This window comes from Fusicatenibacter faecihominis, assembly GCF_020686945.1.
In the GTDB taxonomy this organism is placed as follows: domain Bacteria; phylum Bacillota; class Clostridia; order Lachnospirales; family Lachnospiraceae; genus Limivivens; species Limivivens faecihominis.
Genome location: NZ_JAJEPR010000018.1, coordinates 48130 through 64909, shown reverse-complemented (window position 1 = coordinate 64909; position 16780 = coordinate 48130). Strand labels below are relative to the sequence as shown.

Here is a 16780-nt window from a genome sequence, read left to right as displayed (position 1 = left end):
AAAACCAACCCCGGCCCACGGCCGTCTCTGTTTTTAAGTATGGATTTTGTCTATCTTGCGAAGATGACCTCATCCAGCTGAACCGTTCCTTCTTTTGTCTCCAGAGAGATGGTCCACTCTGCGCCTTCACTGAGACTTGCAAGGTCATATTCCTTTGTCTCCGTTCCGGTCACAGTAATCTCGGAAACCTCTCTTTTACCCTCCTCGCTTGTGCAGGTCACGATAACAGAAGCCTTTTCGCCCAGGGCTCTGACTGTCGCGGACACCAGGCAGGTTTCTTTCACATCGCGGATTGTGTAAGCTGCGGCCTCACCCTCCCGAAGCTCCAGACAAAGATCCTTTAAGGGACTGGATTTCCGAAGGGGTTCGCCGGTGGGCACCACCACATGCTGGGGCGGCATAGCGTCCGGGCGAAGCGGCATCTTCATGCCCTCCTCTGTACGATAACCAAAGGCATTTCCATAAATCCAGCCGTTGCTCTTCGTGCTTCCCTGATTGAAACCGACGGCCGGGATGCGGATGCCGGGCTGACGGAGGTTGTAATAATTGTAGGTCCGGTCAACAGTGTAATATTCCGGTTTCATTTTTTCCAGCATCTCGTCCAGAATCTCCTGGGATTCTTTATAGGAAGGTCTGGGACCGCCATTTCGGATGTAATCGCGCATCACATCCCATTTTTCCGGGATCGGATAGGTCACAGCGGAGCTTCCGTCGCCTTTCGGATCGTCGGCCCGTTTCCAGGACCAGACGGCGTAACCGATGTCATAAGCGCCTGCGATCTCATAGAAAACGGAGTTGGAAACCGGGTCGCTGCCGCCCTCGCCGATCCAGATGGGCACGTTGTTTTTCAGGCTCGCATCCAGGAAGCGGTACAGGGTCCGGACTTCCGGTGAAAAGCCATAATAATGGATGTGGATGCACCAGTTATGGCACTCCGGATCATACTCGTGGTCAAAAATATCCATATCCATGGAGAAAACGCTTCCCTCCAGGGTCAGCATATGGTTCTTGTCGTATTTTCGGATTCTGGGAATTACATCGTCGTAGAATTTCGCCAGCTCCGGCAGCAGTTTCCGGCAGTCCGGTCCGGACAGCGGCTCATTCAGAAGATCATATCCGCCGATGATCCAGCGGTCATGGTATCGTTTTGCAAACTCCTCCCAGACCAGAAGGGCACGCTCCCGGCTCTCCGGCTCCGTAAACATGTGGGGGCGGTTGTCGATACCGTCGTCGCAGGCCAGGGCAGACTGGCCGCCCGGCGCTCCGTGAAGATCGAGAATCGCATATACATGATATTTTTCACACCAGTCCAGTACCTGCTCCAGCACGGCAAAGCCTTCCTCGATCCACTGGATCTCAGGCTCCTCGGCCAAGAAAAGACGGGCGCTCACCGGCAGACGGACGGAGTTGTAACCCATATCCGCCATGAGTCTGATGTCCTCCTCAGAGAGATAGCTGCGGTACCATTTTTTCGCAAATTCCTTCGCGTAAGCGGTTCCGGCCAGCTCCCGGACCGTGGTCTCCATCGTGCGGCCCCGCTCAAATCTTCTGGGCAGCGCGAAATCGTTAAAGCCTCCCACCTCGGCAAACAGGGGCACGCCTCCGATCATAAAGCCTTCCGGATTCATCCAGCTTCCCACGCCCCAGCCTCGAAGGACTACAGTTTCGCCGTTTTCGTTTACCATTTTTCGGCCGTCAGTGTGAAGGAAGCCCTTCACGCGGTCTCTTGAAAATTTACTCATTTTGAAACCCTCCCATAGTCTGAAAAGACCCATTTTTTATCAGTATACACCTTTTTTTGAGGAAAATGGTAGTCGGTTTTTCTCACAAAAAAGTAACAGATTTTGGCTTAGAGCTGAACCTCGGTTTCTTTTAATCCTTCTCCTTTGAACCGGAGCTTCAGCGCCCCTTTTCCCTTCCTGACGATGGCCAGAAGGTCCTGAAACACATGTGGTCTTCTGTTGTTTTTATTACTTTTCTGAAAAATTATAACTGCTTCCGATCACCGCCGCCCGTGAATCCGTCCCGTGGCCGATGAAAGTGGTCCGGGCCACGGGAAGCTCTGTCGGAACAAAGCTTTGCAGAAGCTCCCAGACTCGCTCCGGGCCTTTTTCCCGGTCAAGCTTCGTGAAAGTACCGAGAAGGATGCCGCTGACCTTCCGGAAGGCGCCGAGCTGCTCCAAGTGGCTTAAATAGGTCAGAAGCTGGGGCTCGCCTCCGCCGCAGGCCTCCAGAAGGAGGAGCTTTCCGGTGAGATCGGGGAAATATTCGGTTCCGGCCAGTTTGAGAAAGCAGCGGATGTTTCCGCCGATGAGAGGGCCGGACATGTGGGTGCCCTGGAGGAAATGGTATGGGAAATGGAAGAGAGTGTCTAAACCTGACATTTTCTGTATGTAGCCGCTTTCCTCCGGCTCCAGGCTCTCTGGCAGGGATTGACTCTGTAAACTTCTATTTTTCTGAGTCTGATTTTGCGTACTTCCAATTCCCTGCCTCTGATTTTGTTCGAGCAGGCAGCTCCGGAACCTGCATTTCTGCTCCTCTCCGTCCTGATAAATAAGATTCCGGATCTGGTAGAGAACGGAAGGTTTTCCTGTCTTCGCCGTGATCGCATTTACCACCGTGGTGAGGTCGCTGTAGCCCCAAAACATTTTCCCGCTCTTCGCAATCGTCTCGTAATCCAGCCAGGGCAGCACCCCATTGGCCAGATCCCCGCCTGAAACGTCAAAAATCCCTTTGATCTCCTCGTCCCGGTAAAATTTCATCAGCGCCTCCGCCCGCTGCTGCCGCGTTCCGCTCTCTGCGCCGTCCTTCGCATACAGATATTCCGAAAAAACCGGCGTGAGGCCTAAGTTCTCCAATGTGATTTTCAGCTGCTCCATCTCCGGGCGGCTGCTCTCCTTAAGGCCATTGGAGCAGGCCACGATCCCGATCTTGTCTCCTTTTTTCATGATACGTTCCCCCATAATTGTGTTTGTTTGGAGATAAGTATAACAGATTTTGGGGGCGGGCGCAAAAAAACAGGCTATGATCCTGTTCCCAGAGGACCATAGCCTGAAAAAAATTTATAAGATCACTGCCTGATAGGGCTGTAAGCTCGTTCCTGAATAGGTTTCCAGGTTATTCAGGATCGCCTTACCGCCTTGAAGTTTTTCCGGAAGCTCCAGAGGCTGGCTGCACAGATTGACCATCACGCGCAGAGTCCGGTCTCTCAGAACACGGTCGTAGCAGAAAAAGGTATCTTCCGCTGTCTCTACTGCCCGGAAATCACCGAAGGTAAGAATCTCACTGTATTCGCTCTTCGTGCGGAGCCGGATCATCTCTTTATAGAATTTAAGGACGCTGGGCTCCTGTTCCAGCTCTGCTTCTACGTTGATCTGGTCATGATCCGGATGCACATTGATCCAGGGCTCCACCTCTGAAAAGCCGGCGTAAACGGAAGCGTCCCACTGCATGGGAATCCGGGAATTGTCACGACCTCTCTGGCGGAAATAATCCATATCCGCTTCCACATCTCTTCCCTGTTCCAGCTCCTGCTCGTACCGCTTTATCGCAAAGGGATCACGAATTTCCGTAATATCAGCGAATGGATAATTTTCCATGCCCAGTTCCTGGCCCTGATAGATAAAAGGCGTTCCTCGAAGGAAGAAATACAGGGCTCCGAGAGCGGTCTTGCTCTCATATCCCAGATCCTCTGCCGGAATGTACTTGTTTCCGGATCTGCACTGGTCGTGATTTTCCAGGTAAGGACTTCCCCAGCTGTGTTTCTGTAAAATTTCCTGGGAAGTCATGATCCTGTTTTTCAGCTCGGCATAAGTCCAGGGGCGTTTCCACTCCAGACCATTGATCCGATGGACGTCCAGATCAGTATAGGTAAAATCAAAGACCATGGAAAACAGTCCATTTTCGCCTGTGTACTGCTCCACCTTGTCTTCGGGAACGCTGACCTCTGCCACGGTCATCATATCGTATTTGTCAAAGACTTCCCGTTTCAGCTCTCCGAGGAAATCTTCGATCCCATCCTGCAGCAGTACATAAGGGTCTATGGCAGCCATGCCGTCGGTTCCATCTGTCGGAAGCGGCTGATGCTCAAAGACCTTCGGAGATTTCTTGAGATTTCCGATGGCATCCACGCGGAAACCGGCCACTCCCATCTTCTGCCAGTAAAGCATCATATCGATGATTTCACGCCGAAGCTCCTCACATTCCCAGTTGAGATCCGGCTGCTCCTTGGAAAAACAATGGAAGTAAAAACGATTGCTGTCGCCGATGCGCTCCCAGGCGCTGTAGCCATTGTAGCAGCGCAGGTTGTTGGGCACCTCTCCGTCTGTCTCTTCAATGATAAAATAGTCTGCATACTTGCTGTTCGGGTCTGCCACAGCCTGTTTAAACCATTCATGCTGATCGGAACAGTGATTGACAACGAGATCCATCAGCACGCGGATCCCTGCCTTTTTCGCACACTCGATCAGTTCTTTGAAATCTTCATTTGTGCCGAAAGACGGATCAATTTTCATATAATCGGAGATATCATATCCGCCGTCTTTCATCGGTGAAGCGTTGATCGGGCAGAGCCAGATCGTATTAACTCCCAGCTCCTTCAGATAATCCATCCGCTTCATAATTCCTCTCAGATCACCGATTCCGTCGCCATTTGAATCCTGAAAGCTCTTCGGATAAATCTGATAAACAACTGCTTCCTGCCACCATTTCCTATTCATGTAACATAATCTCACTTTCTTCATAGATTCATTCCACAATGCCCTTCATTGTAGGTTTCCAGACATCACGGTTATCTTTAAAATCTCTTGTAATTCCCTCCCGGAAACGGTCTGCCGCCGTTCCTCCATGGCCAACCACTCCGTTTTTGATTCCAAAAGTGCCGCTCTCGACGGCAGGCAGGGCGCATCGCTGCATTAATAATTGTCAAAACGGACACCCTCTCTTGCAATGGCATCAATGTTCGGAGTCGTGTTTCTGCAGTAGCCGTAGCACCCCATATGATCCGGCCTCAGCGTATCAATATCAATAAATAAGACGTTCGTTTACCTTCACCCTTGTTCACTTTTTGAGATAAGAAAAATACCTCGCTTTTTCGAAAAAATCCGCGTCTCCTTTTATTTTAACTGCCATTTTCTGAACTGTCAAATTGTAATCATCCCAGGAACCGGAGGAAATAAGGTACATGATGATTTCCCTCACAAAAATCTACTTTTTATTCATTTTCCAAAAGGAACTTTTCAACCCTTTTGATAAACTCTTCTGCATTCGCTATCTGCTTTTCCGCGTCTTCTTTTGACGCTATAAAGAAATCTGAGTAATCACATTTTTCCCGGATGCGGTATGCGCTGTCTATCAGCTTGTAGGTATCACGATCAAATTTTCCTTCATGTACATAAAATTGATTAAATGTGCTATTACCGAGCTATGTTTTGAAGCATCAAAACCATCCCAGATGTTCACTGCTCTGATTGCATGAAAGATAGCGTAATAAGATCTGTTGATTGCTACTTTATAAAATCCCAACTGGTGATTTCCCCGAGCCGCCTCCAGATCTTCTTTCGCCCTATCCAAACGATATGCAGAAAGTGTTTTTATATCAAGCTGCATATAAAACTACTCCTTCCTGTGAAACGTTTTTGTAAAACGGCAACGTATTCATCCATCGCATATATTCCTGATAACTGATATCCATAATAGAAAAAACTTTAAAATATTTGATAGAGATATCGGCAGAAACATCACTCAGCTGATCTTCAAACGTTCGCAATTCCTGAGCTGTTCCATCTATCAGAACCATAATGTCAATATCTGATTCTTCCGTAGCGGTTCCCCGTGCAACAGATCCATATAAAATAACAGCTTTTAATTTATTTCCGTATACACGCTGCAGCTTTTCTTCCAATTCCAGCAACATCTTTCTTAAATCCATATCCTGTATTTTCTCCATAATCTGTTCCACCTTTCTTACTTTTATTTCTACGCTTATTATATTTATTGCGCTAATAAAAGACAATCAAGTATGGTGTCGCTTTCAGTGGAAAAAACGTCGAGGTTGTCACTGCATAAACGACACCAGCGCCACACTCACCGCAATCCCCGCCAGGGTTGCCAGGAGTGCGCCGGGCAGGGTATAGCGGGTCTTTTTTATTTTGACGCTCATAAAATAGATGCTCATGGTGTAGAAGACGGTCTCCGTACTGCTTAAGAAAAGGGAGGCCAGAAGACCCTGGTGGGAGTCCGGGCCGTGAGCTTTGAAGAGATCCAGGGCAAGGCCGGTGGCGGCGCTGTTGGAGAAGAGACGGACGATGACCAGAGGAAGAATCTCCGCTGGGAAACCGGTGCCTTTCAGAAGATTTTTAAGAAGCCCGGAGACCAGATCCAGAAAGCCGGAGGCCCGGAGGACTCCCACCGCCGCCAGAAGGCCCACCAGCGTGGGCAGGATCCCGAGTGCCGTGTGAAAACCGCCTTTCGCTCCCTCCACGAAAGCCTGATAGACGTTCCGGCCTTTCAAGAGACCGTAGGCGACCACATAGAAAATAAAAAACGGAAGAATATATGTCGATAAAAATACCAGAAAGTTCAAAACCACTTCTCCGGAGATTTTCTCTTTATATATATAGCTTCCGTTTTTTAATTGATGCCTGCAAGTTTTCCGATAAACGTTTCGTTCCTTTTTCAGAATTTTTGTTATAATAGGGGAAAGATTTTTTAATGAGGAGTGAATTCTATGAAAGTTGTTATCGCCATTGATTCTTTTAAGGGAAGCCTGACCTCCCTGGAGGCCGGGAACAGCGCCGCGGCCGGAGTCCGGCGGGTTTTTCCTGACGCGGAGTGTATCGTCCGGCCTCTGGCCGACGGCGGAGAGGGAACCGTGGATGCCCTGGTTGCCGCCTGCGAGGGAAAAAAGATAGAAATTTCCGTCACCGGCCCTTTAGGTGAGCCGGTGCTCTGCCAGTACGGCCTGATTGAAAAAACAAAGACTGCCATCATCGAAATGTCCGGTGCCGCCGGAATCACGCTGGTACCGGCTTCCAAACGCAATCCTCTCTTTACCACAACCTATGGCGTGGGCGAAGTCATCCGGGACGCCATCGAAAAAGGCTGCAGCCACTTCATCATCGGCATTGGCGGAAGCGCCACCAATGACGGCGGCGCCGGTATGCTCCAGGCTCTCGGTTTTTCCCTGCTCGACAAAAACGGAACGCCTATCCGATCCGGTGCCCTGGGCTTAAAAGACCTGGCCTCCATTAACGACAAAAACGCCCTCCCGAAGCTCAAGGACTGCACCTTCCGCATCGCCTGCGACGTGACCAACCCTCTCTGCGGCGAAAAAGGCTGCAGCGCCGTTTTCGGCCCCCAGAAAGGAGCCAACAAACCCATGATTCAGGAGATGGATCAGTGGCTCGCCCGCTACGCTGCCCTGGCAGCCGAAAAATACCCCGCGGCAGATCCCTCTTACCCCGGAGCCGGAGCTGCCGGAGGCCTGGGCTTTGCTTTTCTAACCTTCCTCCATGGGAAACTGGAATCCGGCATCCAGATCGTCCTCGATGAAACCCGCCTTGCCGACTATGTGAAAGACGCCGATCTTGTCATCACCGGCGAGGGCCGTCTGGATGGCCAGACCGTCTTCGGAAAAGCCCCCATCGGCGTGGCCAAGACCGCCAAACAGTACTGCAAGCCGGTGCTGGCTTTTTCCGGCTGTGTCACCTCCGACGCCTCCGCCTGCAATGCAGCCGGAATCGACGCCTTTTTCCCAATTCTTCGCACAGTGACGAGTCTTGAAGAAGCCATGGCCCCCCACCAGGCCATGAAAAATATGGAAGATAGCGTGGAACAGGTTTTCCGGGTGATTCAGACCTTTCCTTGCCATTTTCCCCTCTGAGCCTTATGCCCTGACTCCGGAGCAGTACGGTTCCTTTCTGATCCGGCTTTTCCGCCTCTGGTACAAGGACCTTCGGAAAGGACGGCAGCCCTTTATCATACGATCCGGAAATTGCCGCTCAGCTGCCGCAGCGATAAACGCTCCTCTCCTTTCAGGGAAAATTTCTTCTTTTCTTTACTGCCTGTATCGTATATAATGAGACTTTGGAACATTGTGTGGATATTCCTTAAGAAAGGTGGTTTGTATTGGAAAGAGAAAGAAACTATTTAATTGACGCGATCAAGTGTCTGGCCTGCTTCGGAGTTGTCATGGCTCATATGGCGACAAAAAGCCTCGGAGACGAATTTTATTATATAGAAGCGATCCTGGGGCGCTGTGGTGTTCCCATATTTTTTATGATTTCCGGCTATTTCGCCGCAAGGCATGTAAAAAAAGACCCGGAAAACAGCGGCAGGTGGTTTTTGAAAAATGCCCTGAGAATGATATGGCAATTTCTCCTTTTCAGCGTGATTATTTTTGCATTTTATCGGTTGGGTAATCTTCTGTTTCATACGGATGATCTGACTCTTACGATTAACAAAGACCGTATTTTTCGGCTGCTTGTACTTAACGAGCCTTTGTTCAGCGGAGTTTTGTGGTATCTGCTTGCCTATGCCTACTGTCTGTTGATCTACGCCGCAGCATCTCATTTTAAAATGGGTTACCAGCTTCTTGCCCTTGTCTCCCCTCTGCTGCTACTTTTGTATTACATACTAGGAAGATACAGCGTCCTCTTTTTTGGGGAGTCACTGCCGTATTACTGGAGCCGAAATTTCCTGATTACCGCAATTCCCATGTTTACCCTGGGCTTTGTGATGCCTGAGTTAAACATAAAATGGCTGACAAATCAGAATATCCTGATTTTATCCATTATCTCCGTTCTGCTGCTTTTCGCAGAATGTATGGCCTTTTATACCAGTCTGCCGATCGGACGGAATAATTTTATCTTCAATATGCCGCTTTCTTTCCTTATTGTATATTACGCGACGCATCAGCCTAAAATTACGGTTCCGAAAGACAATCTTCTCGCTGTCATCGGAAAGAAATATTCTCTGTATATTTATGGCTTCCAGGGACTTGCAGTCACCCTCTGCTCCAGGCTGGTCATGTCCATCGTGCATCTCGATAAGGAAACCGGAGCTTTTGTGATGGCATTTTACCATATTTCAAAGCCCATCTGCGTATTTCTGATGGCCCTTCTGATGGCTTTTATTTATGTCAAAATCGTAAACATTCTGAAAAAACAGATTTCCGCGGCCCGCTCCTGACGCAGAAAACCCCCGCTTCTTGCAAATCGAAGCAGGGGTTTTTCTTTGCTTATTTATTCTGTGCTGCCTTTTTCTCGGCGATTTCTTCCTGGCGCTCTTTCCAGAGTTTCTCGGCTCTGGGAGCCCAGGCTTCCGCATAGGCTTTGGTCTTCCCGCAGAGATGCTCTGCGCTCTCCGGAGACTGAGGATCAGTGGATTTTGCACCGGAAGCTTTGACAAGCTCGGTGATCCTGCCGGAGTTCTCAAGCATCGGACAGGGCTGGAACATGTTGTCGTTGAAAGGCTGTGCTCTGTGGTAAGCCATGAAGAGCGGGCTCTTTAAAGCTTCCAGCAGGGTGTGCTCGTGGATGTTACAGTTGGAGTAATGGATGAATACGCAGGGGTCTACGTCACCGGCTGCATTGATGTGCAGGTAGTAACGGCCTCCGGCTACGCAGCCATGTACGAACTCGGCATCGTTCTGAAAATCCATGGTGAAGATGGATTTTGTTTTACGATACTCTCTGATCCGGCGGTAAACAGTCTCACGCTGATCCGGGTTCGGCATCAACTCGGGAACAGCATCGTTTCCAACGGGCATATAGTGGAAGAACCATGCGAACAGAGCGCCGTCCTCGATCATCATATCGAAGAACTCCTCGCTGGTGATATCCTGATAGTTTGCGCTGGTGTAGCAGGTGGAAATACCAAAGGGCAGCTTGTGATCTTTCAGAAGCTTCATGGCATGTTTTACTTTGCCATATACACCCTCACCGCGGCGGCCGTCGTTGGCGGTCTCAAAGCCTTCCAGGCTGATAGCCGGAACGAAGTTCTTCACGCGAAGCAGCTCCTCACAGAACGCTTCGTCGATCAGAGTACCATTGGTGAAGGAAAGGAACTCACAGTCCGGATGACGCTCACAGAGAGTAATCAAATCTTTTTTGCGAACCAGGGGTTCTCCGCCAGTGTAGATGTACATGTAGATACCGAGCTTTTTACCCTGTTTTACTATGTTATCGATGGTGTCCAGATCCAGGTTCAGTTTGTGACCGTACTCAGCAGCCCAGCAGCCGGTACAGTGCAGATTACAGGCAGAAGTCGGGTCGAGAAGGATAGCCCAGGGAACGTTGCAGTCCTCTTTTGCCATGATATCCTGATGGATGGCGGAACCCTTTAAGGATGCGTTTACGATAAAGTTCTGGAAGAAGTTTTTTCTCACGCCGGGATCCAGCTGATAGATCTTCATGATCAGATCGTACCAGTTTCCTTTTTCTTCGATGGCATTACGGATCATATTTCTGGCACCTTCGTACCAGCCCTCCGGAGCAGCCTTGTCTACCAGACTCATCAGTTTCGGTATATTGACCTCCGGATCTTTTTCCAGATACTTCAACCCTGAATTGATCGCAGCAGTAAAAGCAGTATTCTTTACAGCATCAATGACTTTCATTCTCTTTTCAACCTCCTGAAAACTGCGGAAAAAGCTCCGCGATTATTTTTTTCAATATATTTTATCATATAAAAAAGCTCTCATATGTCAAATATCGTTTTTTGATGGAAAACATAATATATCTTTAAAACTCCCTGTTTGCATTTCAACAAAAACATGCTAAACTGGTAACTACTGACTTCTGTTATCTCTATTTCTGTAAGGGAGGTCTTATGTTATCCAACAATGAAACCACTGCCCGCCTGATCTGTGAGGGATTGAAAAATCTCCTGAAGACGAAGAACCTAGACAGGATCCGCATTAAGGAAATCACCGACGAAGTGGGACTGATGCGCCCTACTTTTTATAATTATTTTCAGGATAAGTACGAAGTTGTCGAATATATTTTTACTCATGAAGTTCTGGAGCCCATGCGGCCGTTTCTTCAGAGCGGCCTGGTAAAGGAGGCTTTTCATTTTATGATCGTCACCATCCAGAAAGACTCTGAATTTTACCGGCGGGAGATCATGCGCTCTTCCCAGAACTCCTTCCGGGATATCCTGGCAGGAAGCATGCACGATTTTCTTCTTCCCATTATCGAAGAAAAGGTTCCAAAACCGAAGCATCCGTTTCTGACTGCGGAAAATATCACCGAATATTATATTAATATTTTTCTTTTTGTACTTACCAAATGGCTGATCGAATCACCGGAAATTCCCGTGGATCAGATCATGGAAATTTACGAACTGCTCGTTTCCAATTCTCTGGGCGATCTTCTCTCCAGGTAAAAACCATTTGTTTCCTCATGCAGTTTTATTTTACAAAAGATTGAAAAAAAGAAAAGTTTCACTTTTTGGGCTTTGTCATCTGTCCCTATGACATTTTCTTCATTTTGTCATAGCCTCACGACATTTTCCCTGTTTTAATGCTGTCCCTGTTTTTCTTTATCGTTCATAATAAAGAAAAATAACACAAATCATTAGGGGGTGCTGTTTTTGTCAGTTATTATATGGAGCGTTCTCGTGGGTGTGGGAATCGCTCTTCATATTTTCGTCGTCATGATGGAAACCGGGGCCACTCAGGGCGGTCTCAGAAAGAAAAAAATCTTCGCCCTGGGAGCAATTTTTCTGGGCGTCCAGATCTGTATGCAGACCTGCGGAATCCTCCTGACCTGGTGGATCAAGCAGTATCTTCACATTGCCGCCCTGGAGCGCATCTACAAAACGGTTTATGTGATTCTCCTGATCTGGATTGGTTACAAGCTTTTCGCACGGCTGCGGAAAACAGACTTTCCGGATGAGCGGAAATCCTCTCCCTTAAGTCTGAAGCAGTGTGCTGCGCTCTCCTTCCGGACCAGCGCGGAAGCCCTGCTCCTCGGCATGACCATGTATTACTACAGTTCCATCCTGTCTTTCTTCTGGGTGGTGTCCTTAGGTTTCCTCGCTGCTGTGGGTGGTTTCTCCTTCGGCTACTGGAACGGGGTCCGCAGCGAAAAAGTCCTCTGCTCCATCGACGGAGTTCTCCTGCTCTGTCTGGTGTGCCGGGCGGTCTTCCTTTAAGAAAAAAATACCGGGAAAGTGATCTGAGATGTCACTTTCCCGGTATTTTTTTATGCTTCTTCCGGTTTTCTTGTCGGTACAAATTTCGCGCGGTTCATCAGCGGGTGAACCAGCTCGATGGCGTCTTTCGGGCAGACCATGACGCAGGCTCCGCAGTAATAGCACTCGCCGGGATACATGACTACCGGATGTTTTCCTTTCTCCGGGGAGGGATAAAGGACGTCGCACTGGCAGACGGAGGCACAGCGGTTGCAGCCGATGCATTTGTCCGGATGGTAAACGATGGGACGGACGCTGCAGGGCGTCTCCTCCAGCTCGAAGGCTGTGGGAGCGGTTCCCTCTGCCGGGGCAGTAGTATCTTCTGTCAGAGCTTTGGCTTTCTCATAACCGGCGCCTTCCCAGCCTTTGGCACTCAGCTTCCTGAGGCCGTTCTCCAGCACTTTTTCCGCGTCTTTTTCCAGAACCTCGTTCCGGCTCTTCAGTTCTTCGATATAATCCTGATTTCGTTTCTCATACTCGGTCTTCAGCTCGCCGAAGAAATTCAGCGGCACATTTCTCACCTTGACCTCGCCGTTTTCCTGATGGATCGCGATATGGTGACGATCCTTCTCCGGGTCCATCTCGGGGTAATCGCTTCTGGTAAAGCAGAGGGGCGCGGAGCTTGATTTCCGGGCCAGGCTCGCGTAGAGCACCATCTTCGCCACGGTGAGGATATCCAGTACCTCGTGGGCGCGCATAAGCTCGTGGGGGTTCTGGCAGGAGAGCTTCGGCACCATCTCTTTTTCAAAGGTGGTCAGAAGATCCAGGCCTTCCATGAGAAGAGCGTCACATTTCACGCCGCCGCAGTAGTTCTGCATGGCTTTGGCGATGGCCATGTTCAGTTCCTTCCAGGTCATACCCTCGTCCGGATCCACAGAAAGCGGGGCGTAGAGACGCTGCTGCTCTTTTTTCACATCCTCGGGATCGTAGGCGGTCCAGTCAGTAGTAAGAGCGGCTTTCGCTGCCTTACGGCCTGCGTAATAGCCGGTCGCACAGGCAAACCCCGCACAGTCGGAGGCGTAAAGCTGATCGCCTGCGGCGTAAACGTTCTCGATGTTTGTCATCAGATCCCAGTTGTGCAGGATTCCTCCTGGAGCTCCGAAGAACTGGCGCTCCTGATCCAGGAAGTTGGCGGACTGCCAGCCGGTTCCGTAGCTCTGGAGCATATGTTTGGCCGGGTCGAAACCGCGGTCGTTGTAGTTTTTGTAAATCGGCACATTGGTCTTGGCCTCCTGGCCCACCATCATGCCCCAGATTACCCGGCGCTCATTGTCCGGCATCCGGCTTAAGTCCGCATAAAAGGGAAGCTCATAGCCCCGCTTCATAAGCTCGCCGAAATCCAGCGTTTCCGGTCCGCGGTACTCATATTTCGGGTTGTCGATAACGCCACCCTTGAGGAAGAACTTCTGTCCCTCCGCCGGGTAATAACGCTCGGAGACGGTCTTGAGCTCCTTTCCGTCGCGGTCCACATAAGGAATCTCCACGCCTCTCGCGTCCACCATCGTGGCCGCATACCAGGTGTTGTGGTTGTTTCCGGCTCCGTAAGGAGGGAAACTCCTTCCAGCTGCGGAAAACTCCGCCCGAACCGTTTTCTCCATCATTGTAAACTCCATGCCGGCTCTCCAGCCCATGGCATGGCCGCTTCCGATGCTTTGCATGGGACGGAACTCACAAAGCCCCGTAAGATCCGGGTCAAACAGCCAGACTCGCGCCGGACGGGACATGGCAAGCACCGTAGTCTTCGCCTGGCAAATCATAAATTTTCCGGTCCGGGTATTCATACCCATAGCTCCGATACCCTTTTTCCCGGTCTTGTCAAGAAGCAGGGCCGTCGCCTCGGTCCGATCACAGACACGGATACCAAGCCGCTTCATCTCCTTTACCAGAGCCGGCTTAAACGTGGTTCCCCAGACACGGAGCGTAAATTTATTCTTGTAATCATAGGCAAACATGAGGCCGGTCTTCTCATCCCGGAACTCCGCGCCCTCAAACTCGCCCTCCGTATCGCGGATCTTTCCACCGAAAGACTCCAGATCCAGGAGACGGTCGTAACCCTCCCGGCACTCAATATAATGGGCGATACCGTTGCTGTACCAGTCCTGCTCCCGGACGTAAGCGTTAGCGATCTCCTCCGGTGTCACCTCGGAGCAGGGGTTTGTACAGGCAGACTCCCAGTGGTCAAAACCAGTTCCCGCCGCGCCACTCTTCTCCGCCGCGCCCTTCTCCACAACGACAACCGAAAGCCCCTTCCTGGCCGCCGCAATCGCTGCAAAACACCCCGAAAGGCCGCCGCCCAGCACCAGCACATCACTCCTGATGATCTCCTCCTGGCCCACCTCATTCCCATAAGGCCAGCTGTATTCTCTATGCTTCATATCGCATTTTTCTCCTTATTTCATTCAAACATTTTCCACAGGCAACCGCTTTTTAAGAAAAGTTATCCACACCTTCCACAGAATTACCACTTTCCACAACCCAAACTTCCCGGCTTCGCAATACAGCCCCGCGTCCCGGTCTCCAATCAGGTTTTCATGTGGAGGCGAGGCAGAAATTCTTGGTTTGCCCCGCCGCAACTGAAACCAGATTGGAAACCGGCGCGCGGGGCGTCCTCGAAGCCACTTTATTTATATTTCCTCCGCCCGGCAACAAGCCGCAAAATGCCCCGGTGCAACCTCCCGGAGAGGAATATCTCCCTTCCGGCACTCATCCGTCGCAAACGGACACCTCACCGCAAACCGGCATCCCGGCTTCGGATTCACAGGGCTCGTAACCTCACCCTGCAGAAGTTCCCTCTTCTTGTGACAGGACTCGATACTCGGAATCGGAATTGCCGCCAGAAGCGCCTTCGTGTACGGATGGACCGGATTCCGGAAAATCTCCTTCGCCTCCGCCCGCTCCACACACTTTCCAAGATACATAACCATAATCTCATTGGAAATATGACGCACCACAGAAAGGTCATGGGTGATAAACATATAAGTAAGATTCATGCTCTCCTGAAGATCCATCAGAAGATTCAGGATCTGCGCCTGAATCGAAACATCCAGCGCAGAAACCGGCTCGTCACAGACCACAAACTCCGGATTCAGAATCAGAGCCCGGGCGATGCCGATTCTCTGGCGGCGGCCGCCGTCCAGCTCGTGGGGATAAGCCATATCGAGACGCCTGGCAAGGCCCACGGTCTCCATCATCTCATCGACCTTCTTATCAACCTCGGCTCGATTTTTGCAGATCTTATTGACCAGCAGAGGCTCCGCAATCAGCTGCCGGACCGTCATACGGCCGTTCAGGCTCGAATAGGGGTCCTGGAAGACCATCTGGATCTTTGGCCGAACCTTCTTCATTTCCCGCTTGGAAAGAGCCGCAATATTTTTTCCCTCAAAAAGGATCTCCCCGGCTGTGGGAGGTTCCAGGCAGAGAAGAGACCGTCCCAACGTGGATTTTCCGCAGCCGGACTCTCCCACCACGCCCATCGTCTTTCCCTTCGGGATACTGAAATCCACATCGTCCACCGCATGGAGAAGTCCCGCAGGTGTGTGGAAATATTTTTTCAGGTGTCTGACCTCAAGAAGCTTCTCTTCCATCACCGCACCTTCCTTTCTTCCCCGCCAAACAGATGGCAGCGGATTTGATGACCGTTTTTCTCATAGACAGGCGGCACCTGCTTCTTGCATTTCTCCGTACAGTGACGGCATCTCGGAGCGAACCAGCAGCCCGCGGGCTTTTCTGTAGGATCCGGCATCAGGCCCTCGATGGGGTGCAGCCGCTTGCTCTCCTCGGTAAGACTCGGAATCGAGCCGAAAAGGCCGACCGTGTAGGGGTGATGATTTTCCCCGGTGAAAATGTCCGCCAGTGTTCCGTACTCCACGGCCTCACCGGCATACATGATCGCCACTTTATCGCAAGTCTCCGCCACAACGCCCAGGTCGTGGGTGATCATGATAACGGAGGTTCCATATTTTCTTTGAAGGTTGCAGATCATCGTGAGGATCTGTGCCTGAATCGTCACATCCAGAGCCGTCGTGGGCTCGTCGGCGATCAGAAGAGCGGGGTTACAGACCAGGGCGATGGCGATAACCACGCGCTGTCTCATACCGCCGGAAAACTGATAGGGGTACTCCACCTTTCTCGCTTTTGGGATTCCCACGAGTTCCAGCGTCTCCTCAACTTTTTTCTCGATCTCGTCCTTGCTCAAATTTTCCTCATTGTGAAGGAAAAGCGCCTCGCCGATCTGTTTTCCCACGGGCAGCACCGGGTTTAAGGCCGTCATCGGGTCCTGAAAAATCATGGAGATCTGGCTTCCACGGACCTTCTGCATCTCCTGCTCGGAGAGCTTTAAAAGGTCGGTGCCCTCAAATTCAATGCTTCCCTCCGGAATCACAGCGGTACGCTCGGGCAGAAGGCCCATGATACCGAGAGCTGTCGTCGTTTTCCCCGCACCGGTCTCTCCCACCAGCCCCAGGGTTTCCCCTTTTTCCAGGGAAAAACTGATCCCGTTCACCGCATGGACCGTCTCCAGGTCCGTCCGGTACTGTATGGTCAGATTTTTAACATCCAAAACTTTTTTTCCCATAATGTCCTCCCC

At 50.6% G+C, this 16780-nt stretch carries 17 protein-coding genes; 4 read left to right on the top strand and 13 right to left on the bottom strand.

Going from position 1 to position 16780, the window contains the following annotated elements; genetic code table 11:
- Window positions 1-50: 50 nt before the first annotated feature.
- The 9 genes from LKD71_RS11280 to LKD71_RS11245 form a co-directional block, all read right to left on the bottom strand.
- Window positions 51-1742, bottom strand: a complete 1692-nt coding sequence (locus LKD71_RS11280) for a glycoside hydrolase family 5 protein (RefSeq protein ID WP_227615482.1) — start codon at window positions 1740-1742, stop codon at window positions 51-53.
- A gap of 228 nt (window positions 1743-1970) precedes the next feature.
- Entirely contained in the window at window positions 1971-2948 is a 978-nt protein-coding gene (locus tag LKD71_RS11275; protein ID WP_227615481.1) for a S66 family peptidase, read from the bottom strand.
- A 114-nt stretch (window positions 2949-3062) separates the two neighbouring features.
- A complete protein-coding gene (locus LKD71_RS11270) occupies window positions 3063-4718 on the bottom strand; it encodes an alpha-glucosidase (RefSeq protein WP_227615480.1) in 1656 nt (551 codons plus the stop codon).
- 28 nt (window positions 4719-4746) lie between these two features.
- Entirely contained in the window at window positions 4747-4914 is a 168-nt protein-coding gene (locus LKD71_RS11265; protein WP_227615479.1) for a hypothetical protein, read from the bottom strand.
- Window positions 4914-4997 (bottom strand): hypothetical protein, encoded by an 84-nt coding sequence (locus LKD71_RS18710; protein ID WP_255632990.1) that lies wholly within the window; start codon window positions 4995-4997, stop codon window positions 4914-4916. The genes LKD71_RS11265 and LKD71_RS18710 overlap by 1 nt, the downstream gene beginning before the upstream one ends.
- Before the next feature lie 215 nt (window positions 4998-5212).
- Window positions 5213-5335: a hypothetical protein gene (locus tag LKD71_RS18170; protein ID WP_331466449.1), complete on the bottom strand. Its 123-nt coding sequence runs from the start codon at window positions 5333-5335 to the stop codon at window positions 5213-5215.
- Window positions 5336-5352: 17 nt separating this feature from the next.
- Window positions 5353-5607, bottom strand: a complete 255-nt coding sequence (locus LKD71_RS18165; protein ID WP_255632987.1) for a HEPN domain-containing protein — start codon at window positions 5605-5607, stop codon at window positions 5353-5355.
- Entirely contained in the window at window positions 5597-5947 is a 351-nt protein-coding gene (locus LKD71_RS11250; protein WP_227615478.1) for a nucleotidyltransferase domain-containing protein, read from the bottom strand. The genes LKD71_RS18165 and LKD71_RS11250 overlap by 11 nt, the downstream gene beginning before the upstream one ends.
- 108 nt (window positions 5948-6055) lie before the next feature.
- Window positions 6056-6583, bottom strand: coding sequence for a spore maturation protein (locus LKD71_RS11245; protein ID WP_227615477.1), 528 nt, complete (start codon window positions 6581-6583; stop codon window positions 6056-6058).
- A gap of 144 nt (window positions 6584-6727) precedes the next feature.
- Between LKD71_RS11245 and LKD71_RS11240 the strand changes: the two genes are divergently transcribed.
- The gene (locus LKD71_RS11240) at window positions 6728-7882 is read left to right on the top strand and encodes a glycerate kinase family protein (RefSeq protein WP_227615476.1); all 1155 of its coding nucleotides are present in this window, start codon (window positions 6728-6730) and stop codon (window positions 7880-7882) included.
- Window positions 7883-8127: 245 nt separating this feature from the next.
- Window positions 8128-9189 (top strand): acyltransferase family protein, encoded by a 1062-nt coding sequence (locus tag LKD71_RS11235; RefSeq protein WP_227615475.1) that lies wholly within the window; start codon window positions 8128-8130, stop codon window positions 9187-9189.
- A gap of 49 nt (window positions 9190-9238) precedes the next feature.
- Here the strand turns inward: LKD71_RS11235 and LKD71_RS11230 are convergent, their stop codons facing one another.
- Window positions 9239-10618 (bottom strand): radical SAM protein, encoded by a 1380-nt coding sequence (locus LKD71_RS11230; RefSeq protein WP_227615474.1) that lies wholly within the window; start codon window positions 10616-10618, stop codon window positions 9239-9241.
- A gap of 212 nt (window positions 10619-10830) precedes the next feature.
- Here LKD71_RS11230 and LKD71_RS11225 point away from each other — a divergent pair, with 212 nt between their 5' ends.
- Window positions 10831-11385 (top strand): TetR family transcriptional regulator, encoded by a 555-nt coding sequence (locus tag LKD71_RS11225; RefSeq protein ID WP_227615473.1) that lies wholly within the window; start codon window positions 10831-10833, stop codon window positions 11383-11385.
- A 207-nt stretch (window positions 11386-11592) separates the two neighbouring features.
- The gene (locus tag LKD71_RS11220) at window positions 11593-12156 is read left to right on the top strand and encodes a manganese efflux pump (RefSeq protein WP_227615472.1); all 564 of its coding nucleotides are present in this window, start codon (window positions 11593-11595) and stop codon (window positions 12154-12156) included.
- Window positions 12157-12206: 50 nt separating this feature from the next.
- Here LKD71_RS11220 and LKD71_RS11215 read toward each other — a convergent pair whose 3' ends face one another.
- The 3 genes from LKD71_RS11215 to LKD71_RS11205 form a co-directional block, all read right to left on the bottom strand.
- Window positions 12207-14570, bottom strand: coding sequence for an FAD-dependent oxidoreductase (locus LKD71_RS11215; protein ID WP_227615471.1), 2364 nt, complete (start codon window positions 14568-14570; stop codon window positions 12207-12209).
- Window positions 14571-14819: 249 nt separating this feature from the next.
- Window positions 14820-15779, bottom strand: coding sequence for an ABC transporter ATP-binding protein (locus LKD71_RS11210; protein ID WP_227615470.1), 960 nt, complete (start codon window positions 15777-15779; stop codon window positions 14820-14822).
- Window positions 15779-16768, bottom strand: coding sequence for an ABC transporter ATP-binding protein (locus LKD71_RS11205; protein WP_227615469.1), 990 nt, complete (start codon window positions 16766-16768; stop codon window positions 15779-15781). The genes LKD71_RS11210 and LKD71_RS11205 overlap by 1 nt, the downstream gene beginning before the upstream one ends.
- Window positions 16769-16780 lie beyond the last annotated feature (12 nt).

Coding starts and splice junctions, on each gene's coding strand:
- LKD71_RS11240 (WP_227615476.1), top strand. CDS start 6,728: ATGAAAGTTGTTATCGCCATTGATTCTTTTAAGGGAAGCCTGACCTCC.
- LKD71_RS11205 (WP_227615469.1), bottom strand. CDS start 16,768: ATGGGAAAAAAAGTTTTGGATGTTAAAAATCTGACCATACAGTACCGG.
- LKD71_RS11250 (WP_227615478.1), bottom strand. CDS start 5,947: ATGGAGAAAATACAGGATATGGATTTAAGAAAGATGTTGCTGGAATTG.
- LKD71_RS11275 (WP_227615481.1), bottom strand. CDS start 2,948: ATGAAAAAAGGAGACAAGATCGGGATCGTGGCCTGCTCCAATGGCCTT.
- LKD71_RS18165 (WP_255632987.1), bottom strand. CDS start 5,607: ATGCAGCTTGATATAAAAACACTTTCTGCATATCGTTTGGATAGGGCG.
- LKD71_RS11270 (WP_227615480.1), bottom strand. CDS start 4,718: ATGAATAGGAAATGGTGGCAGGAAGCAGTTGTTTATCAGATTTATCCG.
- LKD71_RS18710 (WP_255632990.1), bottom strand. CDS start 4,997: ATGGGGTGCTACGGCTACTGCAGAAACACGACTCCGAACATTGATGCC.
- LKD71_RS11225 (WP_227615473.1), top strand. CDS start 10,831: ATGTTATCCAACAATGAAACCACTGCCCGCCTGATCTGTGAGGGATTG.
- LKD71_RS11280 (WP_227615482.1), bottom strand. CDS start 1,742: ATGAGTAAATTTTCAAGAGACCGCGTGAAGGGCTTCCTTCACACTGAC.
- LKD71_RS11230 (WP_227615474.1), bottom strand. CDS start 10,618: ATGAAAGTCATTGATGCTGTAAAGAATACTGCTTTTACTGCTGCGATC.
- LKD71_RS11210 (WP_227615470.1), bottom strand. CDS start 15,779: ATGGAAGAGAAGCTTCTTGAGGTCAGACACCTGAAAAAATATTTCCAC.
- LKD71_RS11265 (WP_227615479.1), bottom strand. CDS start 4,914: ATGCAGCGATGCGCCCTGCCTGCCGTCGAGAGCGGCACTTTTGGAATC.
- LKD71_RS11215 (WP_227615471.1), bottom strand. CDS start 14,570: ATGAAGCATAGAGAATACAGCTGGCCTTATGGGAATGAGGTGGGCCAG.